21 protein-coding genes are annotated in these 19,242 nt (G+C 38.3%); 14 read left to right on the forward strand and 7 right to left on the reverse strand.

Annotation, left to right across the window (positions count from 1 at the left end; genetic code table 11):
* Window positions 1–6 precede the first annotated feature (6 nt).
* The gene (locus ABC255_RS05170; protein ID WP_412991814.1) at window positions 7–345 is read left to right on the forward strand and encodes a helix-turn-helix domain-containing protein; all 339 of its coding nucleotides are present in this window, start codon (window positions 7–9) and stop codon (window positions 343–345) included.
* Window positions 346–380: 35 nt separating this feature from the next.
* On the opposite strand, the gene ABC255_RS05175 is transcribed toward ABC255_RS05170, so the two are convergent.
* Complete coding sequence (locus tag ABC255_RS05175; protein WP_412991816.1) at window positions 381–1,022, reverse strand: DUF2085 domain-containing protein; 642 nt, start codon at window positions 1,020–1,022, stop codon at window positions 381–383.
* Window positions 1,023–1,081: 59 nt separating this feature from the next.
* On the reverse strand, window positions 1,082–1,300 hold the full coding sequence (locus ABC255_RS05180; protein WP_412991818.1) for a hypothetical protein: 219 nt from the start codon (window positions 1,298–1,300) through the stop codon (window positions 1,082–1,084).
* A gap of 245 nt (window positions 1,301–1,545) precedes the next feature.
* Between ABC255_RS05180 and ABC255_RS05185 the strand changes: the two genes are divergently transcribed.
* From ABC255_RS05185 to ABC255_RS05195, 3 genes are all read left to right on the forward strand, one after another.
* Window positions 1,546–2,547 carry an AI-2E family transporter gene (locus ABC255_RS05185; RefSeq protein ID WP_179595259.1) on the forward strand — a complete coding sequence of 334 codons (1,002 nt, stop codon included), beginning with the start codon at window positions 1,546–1,548 and terminating at the stop codon, window positions 2,545–2,547.
* An 11-nt stretch (window positions 2,548–2,558) separates the two neighbouring features.
* A complete protein-coding gene (locus ABC255_RS05190; protein ID WP_412991820.1) occupies window positions 2,559–2,792 on the forward strand; it encodes a hypothetical protein in 234 nt (77 codons plus the stop codon).
* Window positions 2,793–2,926: 134 nt separating this feature from the next.
* Window positions 2,927–3,898: a cation diffusion facilitator family transporter gene (locus ABC255_RS05195; RefSeq protein ID WP_412991822.1), complete on the forward strand. Its 972-nt coding sequence runs from the start codon at window positions 2,927–2,929 to the stop codon at window positions 3,896–3,898.
* A gap of 30 nt (window positions 3,899–3,928) precedes the next feature.
* On the opposite strand, the gene ABC255_RS05200 is transcribed toward ABC255_RS05195, so the two are convergent.
* Window positions 3,929–4,441, reverse strand: a complete 513-nt coding sequence (locus ABC255_RS05200; protein WP_412991824.1) for an acyl-CoA thioesterase — start codon at window positions 4,439–4,441, stop codon at window positions 3,929–3,931.
* Window positions 4,442–4,593: 152 nt separating this feature from the next.
* Here ABC255_RS05200 and nadE point away from each other — a divergent pair, with 152 nt between their 5' ends.
* The 10 genes from nadE (at window position 4,594) to ABC255_RS05250 (ending at window position 15,751) form a co-directional block, all read left to right on the forward strand.
* The gene (gene nadE, locus ABC255_RS05205; RefSeq protein WP_412991826.1) at window positions 4,594–5,409 is read left to right on the forward strand and encodes an NAD(+) synthase; all 816 of its coding nucleotides are present in this window, start codon (window positions 4,594–4,596) and stop codon (window positions 5,407–5,409) included.
* A gap of 610 nt (window positions 5,410–6,019) precedes the next feature.
* The gene (locus ABC255_RS05210; RefSeq protein WP_412991828.1) at window positions 6,020–7,222 is read left to right on the forward strand and encodes a membrane-associated sensor domain-containing protein; all 1,203 of its coding nucleotides are present in this window, start codon (window positions 6,020–6,022) and stop codon (window positions 7,220–7,222) included.
* Between the two features lie 136 nt (window positions 7,223–7,358).
* Window positions 7,359–8,786: an amino acid permease gene (locus tag ABC255_RS05215; RefSeq protein WP_412991829.1), complete on the forward strand. Its 1,428-nt coding sequence runs from the start codon at window positions 7,359–7,361 to the stop codon at window positions 8,784–8,786.
* A gap of 174 nt (window positions 8,787–8,960) precedes the next feature.
* Window positions 8,961–9,794: an amino acid ABC transporter substrate-binding protein gene (locus ABC255_RS05220; RefSeq protein ID WP_412991831.1), complete on the forward strand. Its 834-nt coding sequence runs from the start codon at window positions 8,961–8,963 to the stop codon at window positions 9,792–9,794.
* The gene (locus ABC255_RS05225; RefSeq protein ID WP_335533337.1) at window positions 9,781–10,476 is read left to right on the forward strand and encodes an amino acid ABC transporter permease; all 696 of its coding nucleotides are present in this window, start codon (window positions 9,781–9,783) and stop codon (window positions 10,474–10,476) included. The genes ABC255_RS05220 and ABC255_RS05225 overlap by 14 nt, the downstream gene beginning before the upstream one ends.
* A 21-nt stretch (window positions 10,477–10,497) precedes the next feature.
* Window positions 10,498–11,232 carry an amino acid ABC transporter ATP-binding protein gene (locus ABC255_RS05230; protein ID WP_412991833.1) on the forward strand — a complete coding sequence of 245 codons (735 nt, stop codon included), beginning with the start codon at window positions 10,498–10,500 and terminating at the stop codon, window positions 11,230–11,232.
* 121 nt (window positions 11,233–11,353) lie between these two features.
* Window positions 11,354–11,884, forward strand: a complete 531-nt coding sequence (locus ABC255_RS05235) for an NfeD family membrane protein (RefSeq protein ID WP_412991835.1) — start codon at window positions 11,354–11,356, stop codon at window positions 11,882–11,884.
* Window positions 11,885–11,897: 13 nt separating this feature from the next.
* Window positions 11,898–13,409, forward strand: coding sequence for a flotillin lipid rafts scaffold protein FloT (gene floT, locus ABC255_RS05240; protein WP_412991836.1), 1,512 nt, complete (start codon window positions 11,898–11,900; stop codon window positions 13,407–13,409).
* A gap of 277 nt (window positions 13,410–13,686) precedes the next feature.
* The gene (locus ABC255_RS05245; RefSeq protein WP_335533344.1) at window positions 13,687–14,397 is read left to right on the forward strand and encodes a response regulator transcription factor; all 711 of its coding nucleotides are present in this window, start codon (window positions 13,687–13,689) and stop codon (window positions 14,395–14,397) included.
* Window positions 14,375–15,751: an ATP-binding protein gene (locus ABC255_RS05250; RefSeq protein ID WP_412991839.1), complete on the forward strand. Its 1,377-nt coding sequence runs from the start codon at window positions 14,375–14,377 to the stop codon at window positions 15,749–15,751. Before ABC255_RS05245 ends, ABC255_RS05250 begins: the two co-directional genes overlap by 23 nt.
* A gap of 45 nt (window positions 15,752–15,796) precedes the next feature.
* Here ABC255_RS05250 and ABC255_RS05255 read toward each other — a convergent pair whose 3' ends face one another.
* Genes ABC255_RS05255 through ABC255_RS05270 form a run of 4 tightly spaced genes read right to left on the reverse strand, consistent with a single transcriptional unit; the run spans window position 15,797 to window position 19,087 of the window.
* A complete protein-coding gene (locus ABC255_RS05255) occupies window positions 15,797–16,570 on the reverse strand; it encodes an ABC transporter ATP-binding protein (protein ID WP_412991840.1) in 774 nt (257 codons plus the stop codon).
* Window positions 16,567–17,265, reverse strand: a complete 699-nt coding sequence (locus ABC255_RS05260) for an ABC transporter permease (protein ID WP_412991842.1) — start codon at window positions 17,263–17,265, stop codon at window positions 16,567–16,569. Before ABC255_RS05260 ends, ABC255_RS05255 begins: the two co-directional genes overlap by 4 nt.
* Before the next feature lie 23 nt (window positions 17,266–17,288).
* On the reverse strand, window positions 17,289–18,155 hold the full coding sequence (locus ABC255_RS05265) for an ABC transporter substrate-binding protein (protein WP_412991844.1): 867 nt from the start codon (window positions 18,153–18,155) through the stop codon (window positions 17,289–17,291).
* Window positions 18,149–19,087, reverse strand: coding sequence for a helix-turn-helix transcriptional regulator (locus tag ABC255_RS05270; RefSeq protein WP_412991846.1), 939 nt, complete (start codon window positions 19,085–19,087; stop codon window positions 18,149–18,151). Before ABC255_RS05270 ends, ABC255_RS05265 begins: the two co-directional genes overlap by 7 nt.
* Window positions 19,088–19,242: the final 155 nt, after the last annotated feature.

The raw sequence follows: 19,242 nt of genomic DNA on the forward strand, positions 1-19,242 counted from the left end.
GATTCGATGGACGGAAATAGACTCAAAGTAATGAGGAAAGAAAAAGGAATTTCATTAAGTAAGCTAAGTGAATTAACAGGGATCTCAAAGTCATATTTAAGTTTAATCGAACGCAATATTCAAAAGAACCCTAGTATAGACATCCTTGGTAAATTAGCACGAACGCTGGAAATTGATATAGAAGATTTAGTCCGAACGGAAGAAGCGGAAAAGGAAATGTTCTGCAAATGGATGCCATCCGGTAATAGTAAACTAAAATTAGAGATTGAATTATCTGGGGACCAATTAACGCCTGAGAGGTTAAACCAAATAAGAGAAATAATTAAGGTTTTTCACTCCGATTAAAATTCCGCTCTCCGTTTAGGAATGCGGAATTTTTTTCATATGGTTAAAGTTAATACCCATACATGTAACAAAGAAAGGATGGAAAGGAATAATAAACTGACAAGCACTGAAAAAGTTATTTTTAATGATACTCTAAGTATAAATGGAAAAAGAAAGGAAGCTAACAGACTGAACCAACCTATGACAGAAACCATAATTAAGCTATCGAGTACGATATGTGATGGTTGTCCAGTATAAAATAGTACACCTAAAAAAATACTCATAACTAGTGGAATTACTAAATCCTTGCTCGTATATAGTACAGGTCTGCTCTCATGTTCAAGAGATTTTTTCGAGAGCAGTGGATAAATAAAATAAGGCAATACGAACCCAAAGGCAATTCCAGTCATTAACCTCCGCGGATTATTCGAATCAAATAAGTTAATGTACGACCCTAGACCGTCTATCATTAATGGAACAAGAAATAGCAGGAGGATGAAGCTCATTTTAATAGAAGGTATTGTTACACTCTGTTTTCGTTTTGTAAAATGCAAATAAATGAATGTAGAAAAAACACCAATATAAATGCCAGTATCCCTAGCACACACAGCAAGTGCCTCTCCGGAAACAAGGAGCGATCGTTCCTCCAATTGATGACAAATAGCTCTCCCGAAAAAATGAAATAATTCATGCAGCAAACAAATCACTCCAATTTAATAGGAACCCAATTCAAAAAGATGAATTGGGTTCTTTCTGGTTAATACGTCATAAATGCCGGGACGATAGACAAGGCAGAAGCAGCAAACCAGCAAATACAACTCAGTACAATGGAAACAATACCAACAATTAAACAGGTTTTTCCGATGGCTTTCTTGTCTAAATCTTGATCATTCATCCAAACAATTCCTAGGATAATGCCCACAACAGGTATAATAAAGGACAAAATGTATAAAAGTGCTCTTTGACCTCCCGACAAGTCTATCCCCTCCATTTAAAAAAATGCCACTAATCATTCAATTCCATGTTCTTTGAATATGTATGATAAGCAGAAGAAGATATTGCCTGTCTATATATGAAATTTCCTTATAGGTTCCTATGACTAAAGACTGAATTCTTTTTTAAAAAGATTCAGTCTTAAAAGTAACAATCATGTACATATTTGTTATAATAAAGTTAATACATAGTTCTTCAGGACATAAAAATGGGGTTTGGTAAAATTATATGATAAATAAACTAATTCAAAGCAGCGGTTTTAAAAGAATTTCAATTTTTGTCTTACTTGCATTAGTTCTTTATGGACTAAAAGATATGATTAATTTGATTTTATTTACGTTTATTTTCACCTTTTTAATGGACCGGTTAGTTATTTTTCTGAACAGAAAAATACCACTTAATCGAAAAATCCTGGTTGTTGCTTCTTATACCACGATTGTTGGTCTTCTCTCTTACGGTCTTGTGAAATACTTACCAATGATTGTTGGTGAAATAACAGCATTAATTAAGCAAATTACAGCATTCTATACACAAAAGCATGACAATATCATATTAAATTATTTGGTTAGCCGTCTTGAGGAAATTCAAATTTCAAATTATTTGGAGAGAGGCTTTACCTTTTTAATTGCCTACTTTACGGATATTAGTACATTTGGCTTACAAATCCTTATTGCTCTTTTAATGAGCTTATTCTACTTATTAGAAAAACCTCGTTTAATTGAATTTACGAAAAAATTTAAAACGAGTAAAATAGCATCTATTTATGCAGAAATAGAATTCTTTTCACTAAAATTTGTCGGTACCTTTGGAAAGGTAATCGAAGCACAATTAATCATTGCTGTCGTTAACTGTATTCTGACAACCATTGCATTATGGATTTTTGGGTTCCCGCAATTAGGGGGACTGTCTATCATGATTCTATTCCTTGGCTTGATTCCTGTGGCAGGGGTTATCATTTCCCTCATTCCACTTGTTATTATCGGGTATAGTATTGGTGGAATTATGACTGTTCTATATGTTTTTATCGCCATAATGATTATCCATGCAATTGAAGCATATATTTTGAATCCGAATTTAATGTCGTCTAAAACAAATTTACCGGTTTTCTATACTTTCCTTGTATTAATCTTTTCTGAACATTTCTTCGGCGTTTGGGGTTTAATCATTGGTATTCCGGTCTTTGTTTTCATATTGGATGTTTTAGAAGTAACAGATCACAAAAAAGTGTAGAAGGTGATGTAATGAGCGAATGTAAACTTAATCACTCACAGGAAGATGTAAGAAATAAGTATGAGTCACAAGAAGCAATTCTTCCAGATGAGATGAAGCCATTATTTGAACAATTCTTCTCCAAAGAACATACACAAGACCTTTTAAATGAAGTGTTTCATCTGTTGAAAAAATATGACCTAGCTTCAGTAGAAGACAGAAATGAGAGAAATAACCGATTATTTATGGTGTTGAAAAACGTTTAACATCTCAATCCTCCAGCAATGGGGGTTTTTGTTTTGGGAAATTCTCACTTTATAGGAAAGTGACTATGTCATGAAACTTGCCTTTTTTGAAAATAGTAAAGATAACTAAAAATGTAGGAGAAAGAAGGGATATAATGGGAGAATTATTTAGACTATTAAGAAAAGGTAACAAGTCCGCTTTGATCGCAGCAATCGTTAACACGATCATTTCAATTGCTAAAGGTGTTGCGTATATGTTTACTGGAAACGTCGCGATGTTTGCGGAAACGATGCATAGCCTAGGGGATGCCGCAAACCAGTTTTTCGTATTTATTGGTTCTGCATTAAGCAAGAAGTCGCCAACGAATCGCTTCCCAAATGGATTTGGTCGATTGGTAAACTTAGTCTTATTAGGAGCAGTATTAATCGTAGGAATTATGGCGTTTGAGACAATCCAAGAAGGATATCATCATATTCTACATCCAAGTGAATCCGAAGGGTTCCTAATTAATGTAGGCGTGCTTACATTTGCCCTCATACTCGAAATATATGTTCTTTATAAGGCAATGAAGGAAGTTATGCATGAAGTTGGTGAACCAGCAAGTGGTCCAAGTGTGTTTTTTAAGAGTTTTGCCCATCTCAACAGGGCTAAGCCAGCAACAAAACTAGTGTTTATGGAAGACTTAGTCGCGACAAGCGGGGGCCTACTCGCTATTATCGCAGTCGTGATTTCCCATTTTACACATATCCACTGGATTGAAGGGGCTGCTTCGATTCTCATTGGTTTAATGATGTTCTTCGTTGTCGGTCGAGTCTTTTTGGATAACGCTGCTGGTGTCCTTGGCAGGGCAGATGAGGAAATGGAAGAGAAGATTGGTCAATTAGTGATGTCTGACCCTGATGTTAAAGATATCCAAGACCTTGCAGTAATTAAAGAAGGGGAAGATTTGCATGTGGAATTGGAAATTGAGATTGACCCGAGTCTAACGATAGCAGCTGCAGATGATATTAAAGACCGTTTACAGGAAAAAATCATGGCAGAAAAAGGTGTCGTTGATGTCACGATTGAGTTTGATGAAGAAGATGGAGTAATGACGTGGAACAATGATTCTACGGTAAAAAAATAAAGATAGGCTAGCTAAAATAGCAGCCTATCTTCATTCCCAAGGTTTTTCAGTTGTAAAGTAACTCGCAAGTTCCTTACTGCTTTTTCGATGTTCCTTCCGTTTTTCCGCTCGATTCTTCCCTGTCTCAAACAGCTTTTTTTCTTCTTCGGTTTCTGGTACAATTCCAGGAACCTTTGTTGGTTTTCCATCCTCATCCAACGCAACAAAGGTTAAAAAAGCGGTAGCAGCAATTTTTCGATTACCTGTTATTAGATTCTCTGCAATTACTTTTACGAAAACCTCCATTGAACTCGTTCCGGTATAGGTAACGAAAGATTCAATACATATAGAGTCCTGTTGAGTAATCGGACTTAAAAAATCAACAGAGTCTGTTGAGGCGGTAACGACTTCTTTTCTTGCATGTCGTACAGCCGAAATGGAGGCAATCATGTCCATGTCACTCATTAACTTGCCCCCAAATAAGGTATTATGATTGTTTACATCATTCGGGAAAATTCTGCCCGTTCTAACCACTCTTGATTCATTACATGTTTTTGCGTCCATTTTCTTCCTCCATGACCTAGGATAAATTTATTTTAAACTAGAATTATAGTACATAATCACATAAATGGAAAAGAATAGAGTTCAGAATTTAGGCAAACAATAAGCAATTATGATAAATTACAATTATGTATACACGAATGGAGGTTCAACATATGCAAAGGGAAATTATGCAGACATTAAATGTGAAATCTGAGATTAATCCTAAGGAAGAGATAAGAAATAGAATTGACTTCTTAAAAAACTATTTGTTAAAAACAAAGGCGAAAGGTTATGTTCTGGGAATTAGCGGAGGGCAGGATTCGACACTTGCTGGAAGACTAGTCCAATTGGCGGTTGAAGAATTGCGTCAAGAAGGAAATGAAGCATTATTTATTGCTGTTCGTTTACCTTACGGGGTTCAGCAGGATGAAGCAGACGCAGTCCGTGCTATGAACTTTATCGGCGCAGACCGTGAGTATATATTTAATATACAAGGTGCGGTGGACGCAGTTCAAACTGAATATAATACGGTTACGAATGAAGAGCCATTACGTGATTACCATAAAGGAAACGTGAAGGCAAGAATGAGAATGATTGCGCAATATGCCTTCGGCGGTATGGAAGGATTACTTGTCATCGGTACCGATCATGCGGCTGAAGCCGTAACAGGATTTTATACAAAATATGGCGATGGCGGAGCAGATGTCCTGCCGCTAAGCGGACTATCAAAACGTCAGGGCAAAGCATTGCTAAAAGAGCTTGGGGCAGAGGAAGAGCTTTACTTAAAAGTACCCACTGCTGACTTACTCGATAAGAAGCCAGGGCAAGCGGATGAGACAGAATTAGGGATTACATACGATGACATTGATGATTACCTGGAAGGAAAACCTGTATCAAAAGAAATTGCAGAAAAAATTGAACAGCGTTATCAGGCTACAGAACATAAACGTCAGCTGCCTGCAACTATGTTTGACCAGTGGTGGAAGTAAAAAAGAAGGGTAATCGTACCCTTCTCAGATTGCCGAGAAAGGTATTTTCTCGGCATTTTTATATTTCCTGCCCCTCTGCATTGACCCAAATTTCTTTTGATGTCAGGCTACGGTCACACCAGCCCCTCTGCATTGACCCAAATTTCTTTTCATGTCAGGCTACGGTCACACCAGCCCCTCTGCATTGACCCAAATTTCTTTTCATGTCAGGCTACGGTCACACCAGCCGTTCTGTAATGACCCAAATCTCTTTTCATGCCAGGCTACGGTCACACCAGCCCTCGTGCAATGACCCAAATCTCTTTTCATGCTAGGCTACGGTCACTCCAGCCCTCGTGCAATGACCCAAATCTCTTTTCATGTCAGGCTACGGTCACTCCAGCCCCTCTGCATTGACCCAAATTTCTTTTCAGTGACAGGCATCGGTCACTCCAGCACTTCTGCATTGAAAAATAATGGCCGTCGAAACTTACTTGACAGCCTGAGAAGGGTAATCGTATCCTTCTTTCCTTATTGAAAGATTCATAAAATTGATATAATTGATCCAATTATTTTGACAAGCCGGTTTTATAATTAAAGATAAACCAAATGTCAAAAGGATGTGGAGAATATGAAAGCAAAAATGACGGAAACGAAATTTCTTGCCTATACTGTTAGTGCCATTTTTCTATTGATGATGGTCCGTATTTTCCTGTCACAAATATATAACATCTATGACCCCAAAAATTATGTAGGGATACACACCCTTTTAGAGATTGTTTGTATCGCCATTTCAGTTACCATTTTTCTTTATGGTATAAAAAAGTTTGGCACAACGAGATCAATCACTTTGTTGCTTTTAGCATTTACCTTTTTGGTAGTAGGAATGATTGATTTATTCCACACCCTTTCATTCAAAGGGATGCCTTTTTTTATCACAGCTAGTTCAGTCCAAAAGGCAACTTGGTTTTGGATTATAGCAAGGGTCATTCAGTCGCTCTTAATGCTATCTCTCATACTCCTTCCAGATAGAAAATTACAGAGGGACTATCGAATCTTTACATTGATTTTAGGATTAATTCTAGCTAGTATTGTCGGATTTATTATCATTGTATTTGAAAAAAATCTCCCTCTGCTGGTTATTGAAGGAAAAGGCACCACTTTATTAAAGAATGGTATGGAATATGGTGTAAGCTTTGTTTTATTTATTTCGTTGATGGTCTCCCTATATCAATATTATCTGGATAAGAAGGAGGATAAATTATACTTTGCCTTGGCATTTGTCTTTTTACTATTAACAGAATTAATTTTTACCATCTATCAGAGTGTTTTTGATCTAGATAATTTCCTAGGGCACATTTATAAAGTTTTTGGTTTTTACTTTATTTTAAAGGGATTTTACTTCACTGAACTTCATTACGATAGTATTCAAGAGGCAAAGAATACCTCTATGTCAGAGTATCCAGGATTATTCTTTCGGTTAAAGAAGAAAGGCAGCCAGTTTATTTGTATAGCAATAGATGGTGGATTGCTTCAAAGAATTAGATATGACCTAGAAGATATCATTGGAAGAGCAATATCCGAAGTTCTTTCTTCGTCCGATGTCTCTATGGATGACTATTGCCATCTAACGAAGAAACTTCAAGATGGTCTTACCTTTGAAGTGGTTTATCAGGAAAAAGTTCTGTTAATTTCCATAAAACCTTCTGTTGACGAATTTGGTCAGGATGTTATACTAGGAACGGCAATGGACATGACGGGAGTTTTCCCGCGCAGAATCAATCAAAAGCAAAACAGACAAAAAGAAAATAAAAACTTCAAGATAGTAATGTAATCAACGGAAAGGATTATCTTGCTATTTTTTTTATGTTTAATACTATTGCGTGATAATTTTTTCATTGACTGTGTTGATTGCGGCTCGTATTATTATTACGTTAATATAATAATTATTCGCCTTAGGAGGTTACATCTTGGGGAATTCAAATAAATTAGGTTTTTGGGTATTAACGGCACTTGTCGTTGGAAATATGGTCGGATCAGGTATTTTTATGTTGCCACGCTCATTATCCGAGGCAGCAAGCCCAGGTGGAGTTATTTTAGCTTGGCTTCTTACCGGAATTGGTGTACTAATGATTGCACTTGTTTTTGGTAACTTGACTATACGGAAACCGAATTTAACAGGCGGTCCGCAAATTTATGCGAAGGAGCTTTTTAAACCAGAATCGGGGGTCTCAATCCTTTCTGGCTTTATGGCATCATGGGGTTACTGGATTGGGAACGTAGCTGGTAATGTAGCGATTATTACAACGTTTGCCGGATACTTATCAACCTTTTTTCCTATCTTAACTAGTCAGGCTGATTGGATTACAATTGGCGGTTATACATTAAAAGTTGGTAATGGTTTAACATTTATTGTTTGTACCGTTCTATTATGGGGTACACATTTAATTATTTTACGCGGCTTAGAAAGTGCTGGGAAATTAAACTTAGCTGCGACAGCTGCAAAGGTCACAGGGTTTTTACTCTTTATCATTGTTGGACTCTTTACCTTTGATAAAACAAATATCATGCCAATGGTTGACACGAGAATTAGTGATACCGGTCAAACATTTGGTTTAATGTCACAAGTTAACAATGCAGCTTTGGTGACGCTTTGGGCATTTCTTGGAGTAGAATCTGCTGTTGTGTTTGCATCACGTGCTAAGAGGAAAGTCGATGTAAAACGGGCGACGATTGTCGGGCTATTTATCGCGCTAGGAATCTACATTGGGATCAGCACACTCGTGATGGGGATGTTAGATCAAAATACCCTTATCCATTCTGAAAAACCATTAATTGATGCGATCCAAGCTGTAATGGGACCAATTGGTGGAAAAGTATTAGCGGCTATTGGTTTAGTCAGCTTATTTGGTTCCACTATTGGCTGGGTTATGTTAAGTGCTGAAGTACCTTATCAAGCTGCAAAGCAAGGATTATTCCTTCCTGCTTTCTTAAAAGAAAACAAAAAAGGTCTCCCAATCTTTTCACTTGTTTTAACAAACGGAATAGCTCAGATTTTTATTTTTTCAACTGTATCAAAGTCGATTTCAGGCGCCTTTGATTTTATTATTACCATAGCAACCTTAGCTTATTTAGTACCTTATTTTATTGCCTCTGTTTATCAATTTAAGTTAGTTATTAAAGGCGAATCTTACAACAATTTAAAATCAAGAATGATAGACGGAAGCATTGCTGCCGTTGCTACCATTTACTCAGTTTGGGTTATTATATCAGGGACTTCGGACCTTAAGACCTTTATACTAGGAATTGTGCTTTTATCCAGCGGAATTTTCTTTTATGGTCCGCTTAAGAAAAAACGGGCTAAAAATGAGCTGGAAAAAGAACTACTATCAGCATAATATAATAATGTAAAACACCTGCTGGGAATCCTAGCAGGTGTTTTACATTATAGTTGAGAAAATAGGATATGATAAAATTGTGTACATTTGTTATTTTCCTTTACATCTAGAAATGATTATATTAAGATGGACAAATCCGAGAAAAACAATCAGAATTAGGAGGATAAGTTAAGTATGAAGAAATTAACTATTGTTTTTGCACTTTTAGTCAGCTTTATGTTGATTTTGTCAGCATGTGGAAAAGATGATAAGGCAAAGGAAGATAAAACAGAAGACAATAAAACTGCAGAAAAAACTGAGGACCAAGATTTATTAGCCAAAGTTAAAGATGATGGAAAGCTGCTAATAGGAACAGAAGGTACATATGCTCCATTTACCTTTCATGATGAGAGTGGTAATCTTACCGGATTTGATGTGGAGATTGCGACAGAAGTTGCAAAACGCTTAGGGGTAGAACCTGAGTTTAAAGAGACGCAGTGGGATGCCATCTTTGCTGGGCTTGATGCAAAGCGATTTGATATGATTGCGAACCAAGTTGGAATCCGCCCAGACCGTCAGGAAAAATACGATTTTTCTGATCCCTATATTACATCTGCTGCTGTGTTGATTGTGCATAAAGATAATAATGAAGTAAAGACTTTTGAGGACATAAAGGGTTTAAATGCTGCTCAGTCGCTGACAAGTAACTATGGAGAATTGGCAAAGAAAAATGGAGCTAATTTAGTTAGTGTGGAAGGCTTTACCCAGTCTGTTGAACTACTTACTTCTAAACGTGTTGACGTAACAATTAATGATCGTATTTCGTTTTTAGATTATACAAAGCAAAGACCAGATGCCCCAATAAAAATTGCCGCGACAAGTGAAGACGCGTCAGCCAGCGGACTTATGTTTAGAAAAGGTAGCGATAAGCTCGTAGATGAGGTCAATAAAGCTTTAACGGAAATGGTTGAAGACGGCACATACAAAAAAATCTCAGAGAAATGGTTTGGTGAAGATGTACTTAAATAGTATTTTTACTGACCCGGAGCGAACCGCACGATTGATGGATATAGCTCAAAGTTCCTTTCTGCCCCTTCTGAAAGGGGCTATTTTTTATACAATCCCGTTAACCATCATTACGTTTATTGTTGGTTTGATATTAGCCATTTTAACGGCGCTGGCTCGAATCTCTCATGTGAAGGTCTTTCAAATGATTGCAAGAGTCTATGTTTCAGCCATTCGTGGAACACCATTATTAGTACAGCTTTTTATTATATTTTATGGTCTTCCGAATATCGGAATTATTATCGATTCCTATATAGCGGCTGTAATTGGTTTTTCTCTCAGTGTAGGGGCGTATACTTCTGAAGTTATCCGTGCTGCGATTCTTTCAACCCCTAAAGGGCAGTGGGAGGCAGGGTATTCCATTGGAATGAGTTATTCCCAAGTGTTAAGGCGAATTATCCTGCCTCAGGCGGCACGAGTATCGATTCCTCCACTTTCAAATTCATTTATTAGTCTCGTGAAGGACACTTCCCTTGCCTCCCTAGTGCTTGTTTCAGAGATGTTTCGCAAAGCCCAGGAAATTGCTGCCAGCAATTATGAATTTTTATTAGTCTATTCTGAAGCGGCCCTAATCTATTGGGTAATTTGCTTTATCCTTTCCGTTATCCAGCAATACTTTGAAAAGAAACTTGATCGGTACGTGTAATAGAAGGGAGGCTAATCTACGATGATTTCCATTCATGGATTATATAAGCAATTCGGCAATTTAGAGGTTCTAAAAGGGATAGACCTAGAGGTGGAAAAAGGGAATGTAGTAGTGATTATTGGGCCTTCTGGCTCTGGGAAAACCACCATGCTTCGGTGCTTAAATGTATTAGAAACGCCAACTAAAGGGATCATTTCCATTGAGGGAAACACCCTTGATTTCTCAGGCACTGTACCGAAAAAAAACATTGCAACCTTTCGCCGCTTAACAGGTATGGTTTTTCAAAGCTATAACTTATTCCCTCATAAAACAGCTCTAGAAAATGTGATGGAGGGACCGGTAATAGTAAAAAATGAGAATAAGGATCACGCTCGAAAAAAGGCACAAGCCTTATTAGAGAAGGTTGGTCTGGGGGATAAAATCGATTATTACCCTGCACAGCTCTCAGGCGGGCAGCAGCAAAGGGTTGGCATAGCCAGGGCATTAGCAATGGAGCCAAAGGTAATGCTGTTTGATGAACCGACGTCAGCTCTCGATCCTGAGTTAGTGGGTGAGGTTTTAAAAGTGATGAAGGACCTCGCAACCGAAGGGATGACGATGATTGTCGTTACACACGAAATGCGCTTCGCAAGAGAGGCTGCAGATGAGGTTATTTTTATGGATCAAGGTGTCGTGGTGGAAAGGGACAAACCAGAAATTATCTTTACCAATCCAAAAGAAGACCGAACAAAAAAGTTTTTAAATATGATTCAGTAAGTGCTATGGCAAAAGTCATAGCACTTTTTTTGTTATTTAGGTAAAATTTAGTTAGAAAAGTGAATCTTTTCCAATTTTTAACCGTATTAAAGTTACATACATAAGGAAGGGAGTGGTGCCGATGGAAGTATTCAACCTGCCATTAGAAACAATTTATTTATATGGATTAATTGGTTCAGGTATTTTGACCATTTTGTATGTATTCTTTGCAGATGTCGTCCATTTTGACGGACCGGATTTTCTTAATCCGGTAATTATCTTGGCTTTTGTAACCCTTTTCTCAGCAAGCTCGTATTTATTTGAGAGGCTTTCTGCGATTCATTACTTGGCAATCGTAGGAATATCAGCAATTATAGCCTTTATCCTTGTTACTATTTTAAATGTATTTGTTCTAATTCCATTGTCTAATGCCGAAGAATCCCTCGTGTACAAAGAGAGTGATTTAAGAGGTAGAATTGGAACCGTCATCACAGGGATTCCAGCGGATGGGTATGGGGAAGTGATGATTGAAAGTATTAGCGGCAGAATTGCAAAACCAGCCACAAGCTTTGATCGTGTCCAGATTGATAATGGAACGAATGTGCTTGTGGTTGATATAAAAGATGGGGTGCTCCAAGTTAGCTCTCATCAAGAAATAGAGAAATATTTATAGGGAGGTAGGCTAGATGGAATTAAGTTTTTGGATTGTTATAGGTATCGTTGCATTTATTTTAATCGCTCTAATCGGTGTTTTTATCACAAAGTATCGGACAGCTGGGCCGGATGAGGCGCTAATTGTTACGGGAAGTTTCCTTGGAAACGGAAGTGTACATGTGGATGAGTCAGGTAATAAAATCAAAATCATTCGCGGCGGAGGAAGCTTCATCTTACCGGTGTTTCAACAGGCAAAGCCGCTTAGCCTGCTTTCAAGCAAGCTTGAGGTAACAACACCAGAAGTATACACAGAGCAAGGCGTACCCGTTATGGCAGATGGTGTTGCAATCATAAAAATTGGCGGGTCGATTAGTGAAATTGCCACGGCTGCGGAACAATTCCTTGGTAAGGCTAAGGAAGACCGAGAGAATGAAGCAAAGGAAGTTCTGGAAGGTCATTTACGCTCCATCCTCGGTTCCATGACAGTGGAGGAGATTTATAAAAACCGCGATAAATTCTCGCAAGAGGTCCAAAGAGTCGCCTCACAGGATCTCGCGAAAATGGGATTAGTCATTGTTTCATTTACGATTAAAGATGTGCGCGATAAAAATGGATACCTTGATTCCCTTGGTAAACCAAGAATTGCACAAGTGAAGCGTGACGCTGATATTGCAACGGCCGAAGCAGATAAAGAAACTAGGATTAAAAGAGCAGAAGCTGCAAAGGAAGCAAAGCGTTCTGAGTTAGAGCGTTCAACTGAAATCGCTGAAGCTGAAAAAATTAATCAGTTAAAAGTTGCAGAGTTCCGCCGTGAACAAGATAGTGCGAAAGCCCGTGCTGACATGGCATATGAATTGGAAAGTGCCAGGTCGAAGCAGGAAGTAATGGAACAGGAAATGCAAATTAAAATTATTGAAAGACAGAAACAAATCGAATTAGAAGAAAAAGAAATCTTGCGTCGTGAACGGCAATATGATTCTGAAGTGAAGAAAAAAGCCGATGCGGATCGATACTCAGTGGAGCAGTCTGCAGAAGCAAATAAGGCAAAACAAATTGCGGAGGCTGAAGCGAATAAATATCGTATTGAAGCAATGGCAAAAGCGGAAGCAGAACGTATTCGCTTAGATGGTTTATCAAAAGCTGAAGCCCAAAAGGCACAAGGTACGGCCGAGGCAGAAATTATTCGTCTGAAAGGTTTAGCAGAAGCGGAGGCGAAGGAAAAGATAGCAGAAGCGTTCGAGCAATTTGGTCAAGCGGCAATCTTGGATATGATCATCAAAATGCTTCCTGAATATGCGAAGCAGGTAGCAAGCCCTCTTGCCAATATTGATAAAATTACCGTAGTAGATACTGGTGGTTCAGGTGAGAAAGGCGGAGCCAATAAAATTACTGGATATGCAACAAATCTCATGGCAACCCTTCAGGAGTCGTTAAAGGCTTCAAGTGGCATTGACGTTAAAGAATTAATCGAGAACTACTCAGGAAAAGGGAATGTAAAGCGAAGTATTGAAGAACTCACAGACACAATGAAAAAAGCGGAATAATAGCAATAAAAATCCTTATCAAAATTTGATAGGGATATTTTTTATCAAAAAAATAGGATACCCTAGGGCATCCGTATGTAAAAAAGAGAGATTAAATTTGGGAGAGCAAGATGGTTAATACCATGTATAAACCTTAGAGAGGAAGTACCTCTTCCATTGCTACAGGTACATCTTATCGAGAAATATTGTAGATGTTATGAAGAACTTGTGATGAATTTGTGAAGATGAAAACAGCCATTCCCCAACATGCTATATTATAGTTAAGGGAGTGAGAACGGTGAAAATATTACTAGTTGATGATGAAAAGAGAATCCTAGAAGTTCTCGAAGCCTACCTCGAGAGAGAGGGCTATGAGATTCATTGTGCCGATAACGGAATTGATGCGTTGAAAAAAGCAAAAACCATAAATCCCGATTTAATTATTTTAGATTTAATGCTTCCGGATATTTCTGGCGAAGAGGTATGCCGGTTAGTAAGAAAAGAATCGGACGTTCCGATTCTGATGCTGACAGCAAAGTCTGCGGAAGATGATCGCATTAACGGGATTGTTATGGGCGCAGACGATTATTTAACCAAGCCATTTAGCCCGAGGGAAGTAGTTGTACGGGTACAAGCAATCCTAAGACGAGTGAAGAAAACAGAAAAAGTAGAACGAATTGAGTTTAATCATAAACAATTGGCGATTGACCTGAGCAAAAAAGAAGTAACGGTTAAAGGGCAGGATGTTATTCTGACACCGATTGAATATAAGCTGCTTACCAATATGGCACTAAATCCGGGAAGAGTGTATAGTCGAATGGACTTACTCGAAAAGATTCAAGATGAAGGAATGTATTACGAAGGATACGAGCGCAGCGTCGATACACATATTAAGAATCTCAGGAAAAAAATTGAGTTAGATTCTAGACAGCCAACGTTTATCCTAACTGTATTTGGAATGGGTTATAAATTTGGAGGGGTACTAGATGTTTCAAACACTGCGGTCTAGAATCCTCTTTTATTTATTACTCAGCTCGATGATTGGAATCCTCTTTGTTAGCTTTTTTATGCAGTGGGGATTTGAAGAGAGCTTTACGAAATATCTAGATCGTAACCGAGAAAAAAAGATTGATAGAATTATTACAGAAATTGAAAAGGGCTATCAGAAAAATGGCCATTTTACGAGAGATCCAGTTTTTGGCTTCCTCCATGAGCATGCGATGACTGACCAGCTTTACTTCGATTTGTATGATAACCGTGGTCAATTGCAAATGGGGACCTCTAATATTGTGGGGTATTTAAACAGCCTCGGGTTGACCGAACCGGAACCCAATGATGAGGAGTGGCATACAGCTTCCTATACGCTGAGAGCAGACAATAAAGTGATTGGCAAACTAGTGGCAATTTATCCAATAGGTTTAATCGATGATGAGTATAATTTTTTACAAACCATTCAGTTATACATTTATGCAGCCGTTTGTTTAACCATCTTGTTATCAATTATATTTAGTATGTTATTCTCAAAAAAATTAATCTCTAGCTTAAATAAAGTTTCCTTTGCGGCAAGTGAGCTGCAGCAGCATAATCTATCAATCCGTATTCCGCTGACTGGGTTGCCTATAGAGGTTAAGCAGCTCGCAATTTCCTTTAATAATCTAGCAGAATCATTGGCAAAGGGTGAAATGCTAAGAAAACAATTTACTGGAGATTTAGCCCATGAACTTCGTACACCACTGGCTACATTAAGAAGTCAAATTGAAGCCTACCAGGATGGAATATGGGAGCCAACACCTCAGCGATTACAATCTAGTCATGAAGAACTGATGCGACTAGTAAGGCTAGTGAATGAGCTTGAAAAGCTGCTTGCCGCCGAAAACCCACAAATTAGATTGGAGAAAGTAGCGGTAGAGGCTGGCAGTGTTCTAGCTGCATTATGGGAAATGTTTGTACCGTTGTTTAAGCAAAAGGGAGTATTCCTTCATATTGAAGAGCCTGATAAGGAACTCATTTTCCCAGCCGACAAGGATCGCTTAATGCAAATTCTCTCTAATGTTCTAAACAATGCCCTAAAGTATACGCCAGAAGGAAAGAATGTAACCATATCTATATTAACTGAAAAAGAAGGATATGTTGGTTTTAAGATTGAGGATGAAGGTTCTGGTATGGCCGAGGATGATATTCCACATATATTCGAACGATTTTACCGTGGTGATAAATCACGCGACCGAAAAACAGGCGGAGCTGGAATTGGACTTTCGATTGTGAAAGCCTTAATGGAGGCTCATAATGGATTGATTAATGTAAAAAGCCGAATAAATAAGGGTACATGTATCATTTTATGGTTTCCGGAAGAGGACGAATAAGAAAAGCTAAAAGCGCATAGGCGATGAAGCTAGACAAAACGGCCGCTATCTCATTAGGGATAGCGGCTTTTCATGTTTGAAGCTCATTGGGTAAAATTTCTTCCATTCATTTAGAAATGGAGAAGTACCCGAATTAGGTTGTTCTAAGACACTTTGGGTCGGTCCAGACTCCATTACTTCTCCATTCACAATAACAGCTAGATGATTGGTTAGATAGTTGATTTCCATTAAGTCGTGACTAACGAAAACGGTTGTGGTCCCCGAATTTTTAATAATCGTTTTAAAGTCATCCATTAATTTAATTTTTGTTGGAAAATCCAATGCAGAAAAGGGTTCATCTAGGAATAGAATTTCTGGCTCGACGATCATGGCTCTTGCAAGGTTTACCCGTTGTGCCTCGCCGCCTGAAAGAAAATGGGCATTGTTTTTCGCAAGATGGCTGATTTGAAACTGCTCCATCCATCCATTTACCCTCTCTTTGATCAATGATTTTGGTACTTTTCTTAGCTTTAAGCCAATCGCAATATTTTGAAAAACAGTACCTTCTAAAAGTAGTGATTGCTGCAGAGCTACTGAGAATTTTCTCCGCAAGTCAAGGGAGGGAATTCCATTAGCTATTACCTGCCCGCGGTAGAGAATTTCACCACTAGTAGGGCTGTCAAGCAAAGCCATTACTTTTAGCAATGTACTTTTACCTGCACCATTAGGCCCCATGATTCCAAGAAATTCACCATCTGAAATCTGGAATTCGGGGATTGTGAGGATGTTTTCACCATGTGCTTGATAGGTAATGTTTTTAAGCTCAATTAATGGTCTCATGATACTCGCTTCCTTTGCTGTAGCATTGTTAAGGCTGCTGTTATCAATAAAGCAACAGTCAATAATATGAAGGAAATTGCAAGGGCTACATCGAAATTACCTTTTGAAACTTCCATTACAATCGAGGTCGTTAAAATTCGCGTATCACCTTGTATATTTCCGCCTACCATCATTGCAGCACCAACCTCAGCAATTACCCGTCCAAAGCCTGCCATAATCGCAGCGACGATGGCGATTTTGGTTTGTTTTATAAGGATCAGGATGGTTTGTATCTTTGTTGCACCCAAAGCTTTTATTTGTAAAAGCATTTTTTCATTGATTTGTTGAAAGGCGGAGCTCGTTAGACCTGTGACGATTGGTAATGAGACCAGTACCTGTGCCATTACGATTGCAGTTGGGGAATACAGCAAGTGTAAATGACCAAGAGGACCAGATCTCCATAAAAGCATGGAAATCCATAAACCTGCCACCACTGGGGGCAGTCCCATACCAATATTGATGATTGTAAGGATTATTTTTCTGCCTTTAAATCTGGTTAGACCAAGTAACATCCCAAGAGGCAAACCAATAAGGGAACTAATGAGGATGGCAGTAAAACAGACTCTTAGAGTCAGCCAAGTGATTTCGAGGATCTCTCGGTCGCCAGTGAGAATCATCTCTATCGCTTTCCTAAGCCCATCAATAATTAGTTCCATCGCGTTTCACCCTTCCGTTTGACCTATTCTGTGTATTTAATGAATAATGATTGTCCGTAATCTTCCTTACCAAAACTTTCAATTACATCTTGTGTCTCACTGCTAACCATAAACTCTACAAACTTTTCCGCATCTTTACTGTTTACCATGCTATGCTTCTCTGGATTAACCTGCATGACATGGTAGATATTCATTAAATCTTTACCGCCCTCTACAACAATTTCGAGGTTCGTTAAGTTTTTCTCTTGAGCTAACCATGTAGCACGATCCGTTAATATATACCCATTTTTTTCGTTGGCAATTTGTAAAGAAGCACCCATTCCTTGGCCAGTTGAGATATAGGTATCACCAGCAGGCTGGATATTCACCGCTGTCCAGATTCCTAGTTCTTTTTTATGTGTACCAGAGTCGTCGCCACGGGTAACAAAATTGGCCTTTGTCTCTGAGATTGTTTTGAATGCTGCGTTAATGTCATCTCCGCTTACACCTTCTGGATTATCTTTTGGCCCCGCTAAAATAAAATCATTGTACATCACGCGTTTGCGATTAATAGCATCACCGCTTGTTACTAGTTCTTCCTCTGATTTAGGTGCGTGTACTAGAAGGACATCTGCTTCACCTTTAGTACCCATTTTCAATGCTTGTCCTGTACCAACCGCAATGGTTTTTACTTTTACATTGTTTTCTTCTTCAAAAATTGGCAGTAATACATCTAATAAGCCGCTGTCCTGTGTACTTGTGGTTGTCGCTAGGATTAATTCAGTAGGTTCGGCTTTCGGTTCTGACCTTTTCTCTTTTGCGTCAGCTTGGTCAGTGTTGGTGTTGCCACAAGCTGATAGGATAAAGAGCATGAATACCAATAGTGTAGCAAATACACGATTTTTTAACATGTTGTTTCCTCCGGTTTATTAGTCTGATAGATGATAGTACCTAACTCTTGAATATCATATCCTTCTAAATCAGTTAAGCTGCTTTTAAATCCTGTGGACTGAAGATAATGGATTAGGTCTGTAAGTTTCTGCTTGTTTTCATTTGTAAAACGGAACACAAGGTCAAACTGTTCCTTCGCGACAGGTATGAAATCGAGTCCTAAATGGCTGGCGGCAGATTGAATTCCGAAGGCTACATCGGCCATTCCTCTGCTAATATAAGAAGCTGTTGACAAGTGGTTCCATTCTTCATTTAAATAACCATTTATTTCTGCCGGGGCAATACCATTCTTTGAAAGCATGGAGTCAAAAAGAAATCTTGTCCCAGCGCCTTTTTGACGATTAACAAACTGAACATTTTTTTGTACTAGGTTGTTAAAGCCATAGATTCCTTTAGGATTTCCCTTTGCTACTATAAAGCCTTGTTCCCTTGAGACAAATCGAACAACCGATATAGACTCATGTACAAAGAGCTGATGAATAAAAGGTAAATTGTATTCTTGTGACGTTGGGTCTAAGAGATGGATTGCTGCAATATCCGATTGACCTCGGTACAGCATCATTAATCCTTCAAGGCTGCCTATGTAAGTTGGCTGAATTTGCAGCTGCAGGTCTTTTGATGTTTGTTTAACAAAATGCTCTACTAGAAAGTCATGACTTCCGGATAGTCGTATAGGTAATGAAGAATATGTGTCCGTCTGCTCGACCTGTATTTTTTTCGCAGGGGCTTTTGTACTTTCCTTATATCTTTCAATCTCTTCATGTTCAATTCTCATTTTGTTGCCAACTTTAAAGGCGTTTAATTCACCTCGCTTAATCAGTTCGTATACTGTGTGTTTTGAGATTTGAAATAGTTGAGCAACCTCATCGGGTGTGTAAACCTTTTCATCCATCCGTATGCCACCTCTCTATCAGCTAAATTTAATATAATACAAATATACTATGATTCACGTGACTTTTGTTAAGTTCCGTTTAGTTTCGTTGAGTTTTATTTAGAATTGACACGTTTTGTTCACTTGAGATAATAAGTGTTCACACTATGTTCATA

It is taken from the genome of Neobacillus canaveralius, from assembly GCF_047237705.1.
GTDB lineage: Bacteria > Bacillota > Bacilli > Bacillales > Cytobacillaceae > Neobacillus > Neobacillus niacini_K.

Bases quoted from the DNA above. Each gene is read 5' to 3' on its own strand.
- ABC255_RS05170 (WP_412991814.1), top strand. From the start codon at position 7: ATGGACGGAAATAGACTCAAAGTAATGAGGAAAGAAAAAGGAATTTCA.
- ABC255_RS05185 (WP_179595259.1), top strand. From the start codon at position 1,546: ATGATAAATAAACTAATTCAAAGCAGCGGTTTTAAAAGAATTTCAATT.
- ABC255_RS05190 (WP_412991820.1), top strand. From the start codon at position 2,559: ATGAGCGAATGTAAACTTAATCACTCACAGGAAGATGTAAGAAATAAG.
- ABC255_RS05195 (WP_412991822.1), top strand. From the start codon at position 2,927: ATGGGAGAATTATTTAGACTATTAAGAAAAGGTAACAAGTCCGCTTTG.
- ABC255_RS05200 (WP_412991824.1), bottom strand. From the start codon at position 4,441: ATGGACGCAAAAACATGTAATGAATCAAGAGTGGTTAGAACGGGCAGA.
- nadE (WP_412991826.1), top strand. From the start codon at position 4,594: ATGCAAAGGGAAATTATGCAGACATTAAATGTGAAATCTGAGATTAAT.
- ABC255_RS05210 (WP_412991828.1), top strand. From the start codon at position 6,020: ATGAAAGCAAAAATGACGGAAACGAAATTTCTTGCCTATACTGTTAGT.
- ABC255_RS05220 (WP_412991831.1), top strand. From the start codon at position 8,961: ATGAAGAAATTAACTATTGTTTTTGCACTTTTAGTCAGCTTTATGTTG.
- ABC255_RS05225 (WP_335533337.1), top strand. From the start codon at position 9,781: ATGTACTTAAATAGTATTTTTACTGACCCGGAGCGAACCGCACGATTG.
- ABC255_RS05230 (WP_412991833.1), top strand. From the start codon at position 10,498: ATGATTTCCATTCATGGATTATATAAGCAATTCGGCAATTTAGAGGTT.
- ABC255_RS05235 (WP_412991835.1), top strand. From the start codon at position 11,354: ATGGAAGTATTCAACCTGCCATTAGAAACAATTTATTTATATGGATTA.
- floT (WP_412991836.1), top strand. From the start codon at position 11,898: ATGGAATTAAGTTTTTGGATTGTTATAGGTATCGTTGCATTTATTTTA.
- ABC255_RS05250 (WP_412991839.1), top strand. From the start codon at position 14,375: ATGTTTCAAACACTGCGGTCTAGAATCCTCTTTTATTTATTACTCAGC.
- ABC255_RS05255 (WP_412991840.1), bottom strand. From the start codon at position 16,570: ATGAGACCATTAATTGAGCTTAAAAACATTACCTATCAAGCACATGGT.
- ABC255_RS05260 (WP_412991842.1), bottom strand. From the start codon at position 17,265: ATGGAACTAATTATTGATGGGCTTAGGAAAGCGATAGAGATGATTCTC.
- ABC255_RS05265 (WP_412991844.1), bottom strand. From the start codon at position 18,155: ATGTTAAAAAATCGTGTATTTGCTACACTATTGGTATTCATGCTCTTT.
- ABC255_RS05270 (WP_412991846.1), bottom strand. From the start codon at position 19,087: ATGGATGAAAAGGTTTACACACCCGATGAGGTTGCTCAACTATTTCAA.